Origin of the sequence: Streptococcus sp. DTU_2020_1001019_1_SI_AUS_MUR_006 (assembly GCF_032340315.1) — a bacterium.
Taxonomy (GTDB): Bacteria; Bacillota; Bacilli; order Lactobacillales; family Streptococcaceae; genus Streptococcus.
Genome location: NZ_CP135436.1, coordinates 1,351,471 through 1,364,694, shown reverse-complemented (window position 1 = coordinate 1,364,694; position 13,224 = coordinate 1,351,471). Strand labels below are relative to the sequence as shown.

At 39.2% G+C, this 13,224-nt stretch carries 10 protein-coding genes; 1 reads left to right on the top strand and 9 read right to left on the bottom strand.

Annotation, left to right across the window (positions count from 1 at the left end; all coding sequences use genetic code 11):
- Positions 1-191: 191 nt before the first annotated feature.
- Positions 192-1,496 (bottom strand): surface-displayed alpha-enolase, encoded by a 1,305-nt coding sequence (eno, locus tag RRU92_RS06535; RefSeq protein ID WP_000022825.1) that lies wholly within the window; start codon positions 1,494-1,496, stop codon positions 192-194.
- 164 nt (positions 1,497-1,660) lie between these two features.
- On the opposite strand from eno, the gene RRU92_RS06530 reads away from it, so the two are divergent.
- A complete protein-coding gene (locus RRU92_RS06530) occupies positions 1,661-2,107 on the top strand; it encodes a DUF1694 domain-containing protein (protein WP_315639035.1) in 447 nt (148 codons plus the stop codon).
- Here the strand turns inward: RRU92_RS06530 and RRU92_RS06525 are convergent.
- From RRU92_RS06525 to RRU92_RS06490, 8 genes are all read right to left on the bottom strand, one after another.
- Positions 2,104-3,219: a glycerate kinase gene (locus RRU92_RS06525; protein ID WP_315639033.1), complete on the bottom strand. Its 1,116-nt coding sequence runs from the start codon at positions 3,217-3,219 to the stop codon at positions 2,104-2,106. The two genes, RRU92_RS06530 and RRU92_RS06525, sit on opposite strands and share 4 nt — an antisense overlap.
- Before the next feature lie 16 nt (positions 3,220-3,235).
- Complete coding sequence (serB, locus tag RRU92_RS06520; RefSeq protein WP_315639031.1) at positions 3,236-3,877, bottom strand: phosphoserine phosphatase SerB; 642 nt, start codon at positions 3,875-3,877, stop codon at positions 3,236-3,238.
- Positions 3,878-3,939: 62 nt separating this feature from the next.
- Positions 3,940-5,373, bottom strand: coding sequence for a glycogen synthase GlgA (gene glgA, locus RRU92_RS06515; protein WP_045763411.1), 1,434 nt, complete (start codon positions 5,371-5,373; stop codon positions 3,940-3,942).
- Positions 5,370-6,509, bottom strand: coding sequence for a glucose-1-phosphate adenylyltransferase subunit GlgD (gene glgD / locus RRU92_RS06510; protein ID WP_315639029.1), 1,140 nt, complete (start codon positions 6,507-6,509; stop codon positions 5,370-5,372). The genes glgA and glgD overlap by 4 nt, the downstream gene beginning before the upstream one ends.
- The gene (locus tag RRU92_RS06505; protein ID WP_315639027.1) at positions 6,499-7,641 is read right to left on the bottom strand and encodes a glucose-1-phosphate adenylyltransferase; all 1,143 of its coding nucleotides are present in this window, start codon (positions 7,639-7,641) and stop codon (positions 6,499-6,501) included. Before RRU92_RS06505 ends, glgD begins: the two co-directional genes overlap by 11 nt.
- On the bottom strand, positions 7,631-9,559 hold the full coding sequence (gene glgB / locus RRU92_RS06500; RefSeq protein WP_315639026.1) for a 1,4-alpha-glucan branching protein GlgB: 1,929 nt from the start codon (positions 9,557-9,559) through the stop codon (positions 7,631-7,633). The genes RRU92_RS06505 and glgB overlap by 11 nt, the downstream gene beginning before the upstream one ends.
- 397 nt (positions 9,560-9,956) lie before the next feature.
- Positions 9,957-12,239: a type I pullulanase gene (pulA, locus tag RRU92_RS06495; RefSeq protein ID WP_315639025.1), complete on the bottom strand. Its 2,283-nt coding sequence runs from the start codon at positions 12,237-12,239 to the stop codon at positions 9,957-9,959.
- Between the two features lie 32 nt (positions 12,240-12,271).
- Positions 12,272-13,222, bottom strand: a complete 951-nt coding sequence (locus RRU92_RS06490; protein WP_248034372.1) for a diacylglycerol kinase family lipid kinase — start codon at positions 13,220-13,222, stop codon at positions 12,272-12,274.
- Positions 13,223-13,224 lie beyond the last annotated feature (2 nt).

Genomic DNA, 13,224 nt, shown 5'->3' with positions numbered 1-13,224 from the left:
ACCAAAAATATGCTTAAAAATCTTTATTTCCCACTTAGAATGGCAAAAATACAGTTTGTTTCTACAAAAATTTTGCCCCTCGAACAGAAAAAAAGCCCTTCGGATAAAATCCGAGGGGCTTAAATCTTGTTTAATCAAGAGCCGAACTTTTGAGTTTCAAGGTTCGGGATAAAATAGTTCACTGAACTATTTTATTTCTTAAGGTTGTAGAATGATTTCAATCCACGGTATTCAGCTACTTCACCAAGTTGATCTTCGATACGAAGCAATTGGTTGTATTTAGCGATACGGTCTGTACGTGAAAGTGAACCAGTCTTGATTTGTCCTGCGTTTGTTGCAACTGCGATGTCAGCGATTGTTGAATCTTCAGTTTCACCTGAACGGTGTGATACAACGGCAGTGTAACCAGCTTCTTTAGCCATTTCGATAGCGTCGAATGTTTCAGTAAGAGTACCGATTTGGTTAACTTTGATAAGGATTGAGTTAGCAGCGCCTTCAGCGATACCTCTTTCAAGGTAAGCAGTGTTTGTTACGAAGAAGTCGTCACCAACCAATTGAACTTTACCACCAAGACGTTCAGTAAGAGCTTTCCATCCATCCCAGTCGTTTTCGTCCATACCATCTTCGATAGTGATGATTGGGTATTTGTTTACCAATTCTTCAAGGTAGTCGATTTGTTCTGCAGAAGTACGAACAGCTGCTCCTTCACCTTCGAATTTAGTGTAGTCGTAAACTTTACGTTCTTTATCGTAGAATTCTGATGATGCACAGTCAAATCCGATAAATACGTCTTTACCTGGAACATAACCAGCAGCTTCGATAGCAGCAAGGATAGTTTCAACACCGTCTTCAGTTCCTTCGAAACGAGGAGCGAATCCACCTTCGTCACCTACGGCTGTTTCAAGACCACGAGATTTAAGGATTTTCTTAAGAGCGTGGAAGATTTCAGCACCCCAACGAAGAGCTTCTTTGAATGTTGGTGCACCAGCAGGTACGATCATGAATTCTTGGAAAGCGATTGGAGCGTCTGAGTGAGAACCACCGTTGATGATGTTCATCATTGGAGTTGGAAGAACTTTAGTGTTGAATCCACCAAGGTAGCTGTAAAGTGGGATTTCAAGGTAGTCAGCAGCAGCACGAGCTACAGCGATAGACACACCAAGGATTGCATTAGCGCCCAATTTACCTTTGTTAGGAGTACCGTCAAGTGCGATCATAGCACGGTCGATAGCTTGTTGGTCACGTACATCGTAGCCGATGATTGCTTCAGCGATGATGTTGTTTACGTTGTCAACAGCTTTTTGTGTACCAAGACCACCGTAACGAGATTTGTCACCATCACGAAGTTCAACTGCTTCGTGTTCACCAGTAGAAGCTCCTGATGGAACCATACCACGTCCGAAAGCACCTGATTCAGTGTAAACTTCTACTTCAAGTGTTGGGTTACCGCGTGAGTCTAGGACTTCGCGAGCGTAAACATCAGTAATAATTGACATTTTTTACTCTCCTTATTGAGTTAAATTTTTTACACCTCTATGATACCTTAAAAAGACTCCTTTTTCAAGGAAAAACGTTATCTTTGTGCAAATTTTCCTTAAGTTTATAAAGTAATCGCTTTCTTTCATCTGTTTTCTCCTTTATTTTATGATATACTATTTTTATGACTGATGTATCAAAACAAATCCTAGAAAAAGCTCATGGTGGGCTTAAACTAAATCCAGATGAACAGAGACGTTTTCTCGGAACTTTCGAGGAACGTGTCCTTGGATATGCAGACCTTGAAACAGCTAATGATGATAAATTTCAAAAGGGTTATGTATCTATTTTAGAGAGTCTAAAAAAAGAGACTCAACTTCTATTTGTCAAAATTTCTCCTCAGGTAGAGTTTGATAAACAAGTTTTTTATCTAAAAAAATCCAAAGATGCTGACTGCCAAGCGACCATCGTTTCTGAAGATCATAACTCTTCTCCTTTTGGCCTAGTTATCCATAGCGATGCCCCTGTTCAAACAAGTGAAAAAGACCTCAGAAAGGCCTTTTCAGACTTATGGCAGGAAAAAGAGATGAAAAAAGCTCCTACTTCTCTTTGGAAAAAGTGGTTTGGTTAATTTTTCTTCAAAGCTAAAATTTGACCAATGTTTGCAGCTGTATCTTCTAAATAGATAGCTGCATTTTTTAGACTATTCTCAAGCGGTTCGCTTTTTTCTAGTATTGAAAAGGCAGCAACGAGATTTTCATATGGCAAGGGCGGTAAATCCTCAGCTAAACTACCACAAATAGCAATAACTGGAACACCATTTGGTGTTCTTTTTGCTACTCCGATTGGAGCCTTACCAGATAAACTTTGAGAATCTAACCTACCTTCACCAACAATAACTAGATCTGCATCTGAAACCTGTTCATCAAAGTTTATCAAATCCAAACAAGTTTGGATACCAGATACAATCTCTGCTCCAGCAAAGGCACACAATCCAGCCGCAATACCACCACCTGCTCCAGCTCCTTCAAGACTTAGAATTTCATGGGCAACTTTACGATAGAAGTTTTCAATAGCAATATCAACGTCTTGGAATTTAGCTGGTTCCAACCCTTTTTGCTTCCCAAATATATAGGTGGCACCGCGAATTCCACAGAGTGGATTGGTCACATCTGCTAAGATTTTGATATGCACATCTGCAGGGATGGTAACGACACTTTTGTCCAAAATCTTACTTACTTCAAATAAGGACTGGCCACAAGCCTCAAGTTCCATTCCGTTTTCATTATAAAACTGATATCCGAGTCCTGCAGCAATCCCAATTCCACCATCGTTACTGGATGTCCCACCAACTCCGATATAGATCTCTTTCATTCCTTGTTCGATTAAATAAAGGATCAGTTGACCAATCCCCTTTGTTTGAATCTTCAGTGGATTTCGTTTTTCTATAGGAATTTTAGCAAGCCCAACTAAATCGGCCACCTCGAACAGAGCAAGTTCTCCTTTTTGAACATAAGTCATTTGAACTTCATCTCCAAAGGGACCTGTCACTAAAGCAGTTTTTTCTACAAGACCAAGTGAATTTTTAATGGCATCTACTGTTCCTTCTCCTCCATCGCCAACAGGTAAGAGCAAACATTTCGATTCAGGTAGAACCTTTTTAAGGCCTCGTTTAATAGCTTTAGCTACTTCACTTGCAGGGAGACTCTCCTTAAAAGAGTCAGGTGCTATAACAATTTTCATACACTCATCTTTCTAATCAAAGGAAATCTATCAGATTCAATACTTTTGTTAAATTTCTATCTTCAATTTGAAGGGGAATTTCCTCTTTCACGATTTCTTTGGCACAGAAGCCAATGCCGATTCCAGCTCTCTTCAACATTGCTAAATCATTAGCTCCATCTCCAATAGCAATTGTTCTATCAATTGGTACCTCTAATTCATCAGCCCATCTTACTAGGGTTTCTTTTTTAACTTCTCTGCTGATAATAGGACCAACAAGATTTCCAGTTAAATGACCATCTCTGATTTCCAGTTGATTAGCAGCAAATAATGAAATCCCTAAATCTTTTGCTAATCTTTCAACAACAGGTGTAAATCCACCTGAAACTAGACCCACTTCTATCTGATTTTTTTGCAGAGTGTTAATAAATTGCGCAGCATTTTTACTAAGGTGTAGTTCATGATAAATCTTATCAAAAGTATCTACAGATAGTCCTTGTAATAAAGAAACACGTTTTCTCAGGCTTTCTTCAAAATCTAGTTCTCCCCTCATAGCTTGGGCAGTCAGTAGGGCTACTTCTTCTTCACACTCTGCCTCTTTCCCCAATAAATCAATAACTTCCTCTTCTATCAGTGTCCCATCAACATCCAGTACACAAAGTCCTCTCAATTTTTTCATTTAAGTCCCTTACTTTTATCATCTCAAAAAATCGTATGAAGATATCATACGATTTTAACTATTTAATTTGCTAAACTGTGGTACAAATCAAGATATGACTTGCAGGCTGTATCCCAAGAGAAATCACATTCCATCGCTTGAACTTGCATATTTTTCCAAACATCAGGATGGTTGTGATAAACATCCAAAGCTGTTTGCAATGCCCAGTTGAGCCAGTATGGAGTTAGGTTGTTAAAGCTAAAGCCTGTACCTGTTCCTTCAATTGGATTAAAGGCTTGAACAGTATCTCTAAGTCCACCCACCTCGTTTACTAAAGGAAGCGTACCATATCTCATGGCCATCATTTGTGAAAGTCCACAGGGTTCAAAACGACTTGGCATAAGGAAAATATCACATGCTGCATAAATCTCTTGAGCTAATTTCACATCGAAAGTAATATTGGCAGAAAGTTTTTCTGGGAATACTTGACTAAACCAAGAGAAAGCTTGTTCAAATCCTGGATCTCCAGTTCCCAAGAGAACAATTTGAATATCCTCTTGAAGCATACGATGCAGGCTTTCAACCACCACATCAAAGCCCTTCTGACGAGTCAAACGTGACACGATACCAATCATTGGCACATCAGGACGTACTGGAAGACCAACTCTTTCTTGAAGTTTCGCTTTATTTTGAGCCTTACCTGACAGATCAGTTTTATTAAAATGATACTCAAGTAAAGCATCCGTCTCTGGATTGTATAAATCAGTATCAATACCATTAACAATACCAGAAACCTTACCAGATTCCATACGAAGAATCTGATCAATACCGCAACCAAACTCTGTAGTCATAATCTCATAAGCATAGCTTGGCGACACAGTTGATACACGATCTGCATAGAGAATACCAGCCTTCATCCAGTTAAGACAATCATTCCAACGAACTGTTCCATCAGCGTAGCGCTCAAATCCAACCCTGAACAAGTCCCAAAGCATGCTTTCAGAGAATTGACCCTGAAATTCCAAGTTATGAATGGTCAAAACAGTCTTGATTCCTTGGTAAGCTTGAATCCATCTGTATTTTTCCTTCAATAAGAAAGGTATCATTGCTGTATGGTAGTCATGAGCGTGGAGGACATCAGGAATAAATCCGATACGCTCCATAGCTTCTAGGGCTGCAAGTTGGAAGAAGGCAAAACGTTCACCATCATCAAAATCTCCATACACATGTCCGCGGAAGAAATAATATTGATTGTCAATAAAGTAGAAAGTAACACCGTTTAAAACAGTTTTCTTAATTCCACAAAATTGTCTGCGCCAACCAACGTATACTTCAAATTGGAGAACATCTTCAATTTGATCACCAAACTTGGCTTCTACCATGTCATAGTAAGGTAAGATAACAGCAACTTCATGACCAGCTTTAACTAATGATTTTGGAAGAGCCCCGATAACATCTCCCAAGCCACCTGTTTTAGAAAAAGGGGCTCCTTCGGCTGCTACAAATAAAATTTTCATGAAAGAATGTCCTCTGTTACTTTTTCACCTTTTTTGATAACAACAGGTTTTTCTGCTGTACCTCGAATAACAACTCCCTCAGCTATTTCAGCTCCCTTATCAACAATTGCATACTCAACTTGTGCACCTTTTCCAACGACAACACGAGGGAAGATAAGAGACTCTTTAACCAAGCTGTCTTTATTGATACGAACATTACGCGAAATAATAGATTTATCCACTTCACCTTCAATGATACTACCAGAAGCAAATTGAGAGGTGTTCACTTTTGAACCAGATGCGTAGTAGGTAGGTTCTTCGTTTTTAACTTTAGTATGAATCTTTTGATTTGGTGAGAACAAAGAGTAGAATTTTTGCTGATTCAGCATATCTAGATTCGCTTGATAGTATGTTTCTATTGAATGAATATTTGCTAGGTAACCTGTATATTCATATGCAAAAGCACCTTCTTTGGCTGCCAAATCACGAAGAACATAACGTAATTTTTCTGGATGCTCTTTTTGAGCTTCTTCTTCCAAACGCTTAATCAACCATTGAGTGTCTACAACAAAGATATCTGTTGACATATTGTAGAAATCTTGGTCTGATTTTTTATCAAAAAGTTTGTGGGAAACTACATGGTCAGTTTCATCAATATCAAGGATAGCATTTACTTCTGAAATGTCCTTCTTAGGTAATTTCTTATAAACTACTGTAATCGGTGATTTTGTTGTATTATGCAAATGGAAAACTTGATTGAGATCGATATTTACTAAAACATCACAGTTCAAGGAAACGGTTTGGTCTGAACCTGAACGTTTTAGGTAAGTCAAAAGTTGTTGATAGTACTCTTTACCAACAGTGCTACTTTCTACACGAGTATTGTAGATTCCAAGATAGTAGTGACTAAGAAGTGTATTCAAGCCCCACTCACGACCTGAACGAATATGGTCAAATACAGAGCTGATGTTATCTTGTTGGAAAATTCCAAAGATACTACGAACGCCTGCATTAGCTAAACTTGAAAGCGGGAAGTCAATCAAACGATACTTTCCTCCAAATGGTAAAGTTGCCACTGGACGGTTACTTGTCAAGGTTGACATATCATGGAAACCAACGGTATTTCCTAAAATCGCTGAATATTTATCAATCTTCATCTGTTGCTACCCCCACTACTTCGTTATATCCGACTACTTGTACTTCTTCTGTACCATCAATTTCAACACCATCAGCGATGACTGCTCCTTCACCGATGATTGCACGTGTAATTTTAGCACCTCTACCGATAACTGCTCCACTCATGATAACAGAATCAACAACTTCTGCTCCCTTACGAACTTGAGCAGTTGTAGAAAGAATAGAGTGTTTCACTGTACCATTTACGTAACAGCCGTCCACTACAAGAGAGTCTTCTACTTGAGCGAATTCTCCAAGGAAGTTTGGTGGAGCGATAAGGTTACGAGAATAAATTTTCCATTGACGGTTACGGCTATCTAGAGCATTCTCTGGAGAGATGTATTCCATATTTGCTTCCCAGAGTGATTCGATAGTACCAACGTCCTTCCAGTATCCATTGAACTCATAAGCATAGACACTTTCACCAGTTTCAAGATAGTTTGGAATAACGTTTTTACCAAAATCTGACATATCAATATTAGCCTTTTCAGCTGCAACTAGCATATTGCGAAGTCGTTTCCAATCAAAGATATAAATACCCATTGACGCCTTAGTTGATTTTGGTTCAGCTGGTTTTTCTTCAAATTCGACAATACGATTATTAGCATCTGTATTCATAATACCAAAACGGCTAGCTTCTTTAAGTGGCACATCTAAGACAGCAACTGTCAAGCTGGCATTATTGTCCTTGTGTGATTGGAGCATATCATCGTAGTCCATCTTGTAGATATGGTCACCCGAAAGAATCAAAACATACTCAGGATTGATGCTGTCGATATAGTCGATATTTTGGTAAATGGCATGACTTGTACCTTCAAACCAACGGTTTCCTTCACTTGCAGAGTAGGGTTGAAGGATAGAAACACCTGTGTCAATACCGTCTAGACCCCAACTAGAACCATTACCAATGTGGCTGTTGAGTGCTAGTGGTTGATACTGTGTGATAACCCCAACATTATGGATACCAGAGTTGGCACAGTTTGAAAGAGCGAAGTCAATGATACGGTAGCGCCCACCAAATTGCACGGCAGGTTTAGCAATGCTTTGAGTGAGTTTACCGAGACGAGTTCCTTGCCCACCAGCAAGGATTAAAGCTAGCATTTCATTCTTCATTTTCTACTCCTTTTTGAGTTTTATTAGCGACTTTTTTAGTAGGTTTTATGCGACGTTTGATTTTCCAAATACTTGCTCCCATAGCTGGCAAGGTAAATGTCAAAGTCTGCTCATAATCCTTCCACAATCCTTCTTGAGTTTGAACTGTTTGGTTATGCTCTTTCCACACACCACCCCATTGTTCTAACTCTGTATTCCAAATTTCTTCATAAATCCCTGCAACTGGAAGACCAATTGTAAAATCAGGACGTTCAACTGGTGCCATATTGAAGACACAGACTAGCATCTCGCCTTTCTTACCTTTTCGGATAAAGGATAGAACGCTTTGGTCTCTATTATCTGCATCGATGATTTCAATCCCATCATAGCTTGTATCCACTTCCCAAAGACAACGGTGGTCTTTGTAGAATTGATTAAGCTGTGATGTGAAATATTTCATCTTAGCATTCATTGGGTCTTCTAGGTTAGACCACTCTAATTGCTCTTCTGACTTCCACTCTAAGAATTGACCAAATTCGCTACCCATGAAGAGTAATTTCTTACCTGGGTGACAAATTTGATAGGTGTAGAGATTTCTCAGGCCTGCAAATTGATTGTAACGATCCCCCCACATCTTATGCATCATACTCTTCTTACCGTGGACAACCTCATCATGTGAGAATGGTAGGAGATAATTTTCATTAAAGACATACATGAAGCTGAAGGTCACAAGATTAAAGTCATACTTGCGATAAATGGGATCTTCTTCGTAGAAACGTAAGATATCATTCATCCAACCCATGTTCCACTTGTAGTCAAATCCAAGTCCACCCATTTCCTTCATGCCAGTAATCTTGGTACCTGAAGAAGACTCTTCTGCAATCATCATAACATCCGGATGAGCAAGTTTAATCACATCGTTCAAACGTTGTAGGAAATAATAGCCTTCATAGTTGAGATTGCCACCGTCTTTATTTGGTGTCCATGGAGCATTGTCATAATCTAGATAGAGAATATTACTTACGGCATCCACACGAATCCCATCTAGGTGATAGAAATCAATCCAGAACTTAATACTAGAAATCAAGAAAGATTGGACTTCATTTTTACCAAGGTCGAAGTTGAGTGCTCCCCAACCGTAGTTGTTAGCCTTATTATGATCTTGATATTCAAAAGTTGGTGTACCGTCGTAGTATGCCAAAGCATCATCATTGATTGTAAAGTGACCTGGCACCCAGTCCACAATTACACCGATATTGTTGATATGACATTCCTCAACGAAGTCTTGAAACTCTTCAGGACGACCATAGGCATGCTCTAAAGCGAAGTAGCCCATGAGCTGATAGCCCCAACTCAAACCGAGAGGGTGAGCCATCAGAGGCATAAACTCGATGTGAGTATAGTTCATCTCAACGAGATAGGGAATGAGCTCTTCTTTGAGTTGAGCAAAGCTATAAGGTGTTCCATCAGGATTTCTCTTCCAAGATCCTGCATGTGCCTCATAGATATTGACCGGTCTTTCGAAAAATCCCCAACGTTTTCTGCGAGCTAACCAGAGCCCGTCCTTCCATTTTTTTTCAGGAATTTCTGTTAAAACAGCTCCTGTACCCGGACGTGCTTCATAGCGTACTGCCAAGGGATCAATCTTCATAAGCTGATGCCCGTTAGCACGAGTAATATGATATTTATAAATATGTCCCTCTTGAGCTAAAGTTGTAAAAACTTCCCAAACTCCAGATTCATTACGAACCATGGGGATTTGATTTTCAGCCCAGTTAGTAAAATCACCAACTAGATGGACAGCCTGCGCATTTGGCGCCCAGACACGGAATGTATAGCCATACTCACCGTCTCTTTCTTCACGATGCGCTCCCAAATAGTGCTGAAGATGAAAATTTTCGCCACTAGTAAAAGTTCTTAAAGCCTCAAATTTATCCATTGAATCCCCCTTTTATTGTAAGCGTTTTCTATGTCTTTATTATACTATCTTTTAAGAAAACTTTCAACTAATTTCCGAATTCTACTAAAATTTTTTTCGAAAATCTTCATATAGTTATCTTAACATTTCTAAAATTTTCATAAATGATGATAAGCGATGGAATTTTCTATTAGCTACTGTTACAAAAATAACTCTCATTATCTATATATAAAACAACTTACTTAAAAACTGAACATTTTTAGATTTTGATAACATAATATTCGTAGATAACTCTTTTTATATAATTTTACCAAATTTTCTGAAATTTTCAACTATTTTTAGTAATTGTTCCATTTTTATTTTTATGTCTAGAAATATTAAAAAACTCAAGCATAAATCTTGAGTTTTAGGTTATTTTTTAGGATAAAACATTCATAACTGCCACACTGACGTCGTCAATAACATTTTCTTGGTTAGAACGGCTATTTGTAACTAGCATTTCAAGATTTCCTGCATTTTCATAGTAATATGAAGCTCCTTTGGCATTGAATACAACCAAGAAGTGCTCTTCGCCACCATGAATCTCGTAGACAATCCAACCACTATTTTCAATGGCTGTGTGAACAAAGACATGACGGTAGACTTCTTCATAAGTAGGGTAGGAAAAGGCACTGGTTTGTGTTTTAAGTCGGATAATCTGACGAACAAACTCGATACTATCTTGACGCTCATTGATCAAATTCCAGTTGACTTGGTTGACGCTATCAGGAGCATTGTAACTGTTCATTGCTCGCTCACGATCTGCGTGAGTCAATTCTCCATTTTCGCCTGTAGCTACGAGTTTAGTACGGCCAAATTCTTGCCCCAGTTCCATGAAGGCCATCCCTTGCATGAGGAGGTTCATAGCCGTTGCTGTTTCTACTTTCTTCATGATGCATTTATCACCCTCCATCGGATGAAGGGTTTTAAGTAAATCATGTAAATTGTAGTTATCGTGGGCTTCTACATAGTTCAAGACTTGGTTTGGACTAAGGTATGAACCAAGCTCTCGGCTTCCAAGGATAGCCTTTGCGACAATCGGCTCAGTACCTGCTCCACTGACGAAGCCAGATTTGATAGAGCCATAGACTTCACAACCTTTGACCGCATCACGTTGATTATCATTAAAGAATCCAATGTTTGGCAATTGGTAGGCATTGTCTTTCTTAGCCTTGTCATAAGGAGCAAGACCTGTTCCCATATCCCAACCTTCTCCATACAGGATGATTTTCGGATCGACTTCGTCCATAGCCCAACGAATCATTTGCATGGTTTTGACGTCATGAATTCCCATCAAATCAAAGCGGAAACCGTCAATATTATATTCTTTTACCCAGTAGAGAAGAGAATCAATCATATATTTACGGAACATTTCATGCTCACTGGCAGTTTCGTTACCGACTCCTGTTCCATTTTGGTAGGTTCCATCATGGTTCATTCGATAATAATAATCAGGAACCGTTGTTTGAAATGGTGCATCAACGGTTGAGAAGGTATGATTGTATACAACATCCATAATAACGCCGATACCAGCATCGTGATAAGCTTGGACCATGGCTTTCAAATCACGGATAGCTTGACCTGGATCATTTGGATTTGTAGACATGCTAGTTTCTGGAGCATTGTAGTTTTGTGGATCATATCCCCAGTTATAAGTTACATTTCCATCAGCATCGTATTCTTTATGACGGTCAGCAATTGGTTGTAGCTGAACATAGTTGACACCAAGTTCTTTGATGTAGTCAAACGCAGTTGACTGACCAAATTGGTTGACCGTTCCAGTTTGCGCTGCACCTAAAAAGGTCCCTCTTAATTCTGGTGTAACACCAGAAGTTTCAGACTTAGTCAAATCACGGATATGCATTTCATAGACTACAGCCTGGCAAGGATTTTCCAAGCGCCAAGTTGCTTCTGTACCATGCTTAACCTCAAAACCTTCGACATGACGATCTTGATTTGAGACAATGGCTGAACGTTTTCCATCAGGACTCGTTGCAATGGTGTAAGGATCACGAGTTAATGACTGGTGATGAGGAAAATCAATCTGGTAGTGGTAGGCACGTCCTGCTAGGCTTTCTGGGACTGTTAAACCCCAAACTCCAATGGTATTATACTTGTGGCTATAGGAATAACTATTTCCACGCTCCATTTCAAAAGTTTTAAGGATAGGGGCGTCATTGCTTGCAGATTCATAGACTACTACTTGGACAGCTGTAGCTGTTGGTGCCCATAGGCTAAAGCTTGTTTCAGTTTCAGTAACCTGACATCCCAAGTCTCCTTGATAACCCCAGTGATGGTCAAAACTAGCACTATTAATAGCCTTGTCGAAGGCAAAAGGATTTTGGTCTTTATAGTGGGGACTTGCAATGGCTGGATTTTCAGAATAATAAACAGTATCATCTCCATCCAAAATCCAAACCTCTGTCAAAAGCGGATAATAATTGAAGCGAATAGGATATTCTTTGCTGACACCATCTTTTTCAACAGTAAAAGTCATGGTCTCAAGTACCACTTCACCAGGTTGAGTCAGTGAAAATTTAGCTCCAAAATATTCTTCTTCTTTGATAAGCTCTACTGAATCCACAGGCTTTTTACTGAAACTGCAAGCATCATAGGCTTCATCCTTACGATGGTAATGAATAAGTACAGGATAATTGTACATGTTTCTCCCTAATTTCTAAATTAAATTTGATTTTATATGTTAATCATAATTTCTTGATCAATCGCCTCACGATTCACAAAAAACTCAATGTGATTATGGCACACTTCCAAATCTACTGGTGTGTCGCCACCGTATTCTCCATCAAGATTAAGCATAAATGGCTCTTTCTGATCCAAAGTTTCAATTCGGAGTTTACTAGTTTTCAGATATTCAACATTGACATCTGAAACGTGTTGGCCTCCGTTCATAGCCTGAACTAGCAGACTCAACATATCTAGGATTTTATCCGTCTTTACTAGAATAAGCGTGAAATTGCCATCATCCAGCTTGGTATCAGGTGCGAATTGCTCAAATCCACCGATAGAATTGGTCAAGGCAACAAAGACAAGAGAAACTTCTCCTGTAAAAATTCCCCAATCATGGTAAATACGAACAGGACGGGCTTTGGATTTTGGAAACATCTCGAAGCCTTTAGCAACGTAGGCCAGATAACCCAAACGCGTCTTTAGTTCACTCGGAACACTAAAAGTTAACTCCGTAAGAGCTCCTGCCGCAGCAATATTGATGAAATACTTATCACCAAAGGCACGACCAATATCAATTTGCTTGGTTTCATTTTTAGCAATGATCTTCGCTGCAGCAACTGGATCCCCCATAGGGATTTTCAATGCTCTTGCATAATCATTGGTAGTTCCAGTAGGAATGATGGCTATCTTTGGACGATGTTCCAGAGGTGCAATTCCATTAACCACTTCATTGATAGTACCATCGCCACCAGCTACCAAAACCAAATCAAATCCAGCTTTTGCAGCTCTTTCTGCTTCTTTCTGGGCTGATAAGTATTCAGGTTTGGTCTGAAAAGCACTTGTTTCATAGCCTATACTCTCTAACACTTCTAGAACTTCTGCGATATTTTGCTTGATAATTTCCTGGCCTGAGGTCGGATTATAAATGAGACGTGCGCGTTTTTTTACTTCTTTCATAG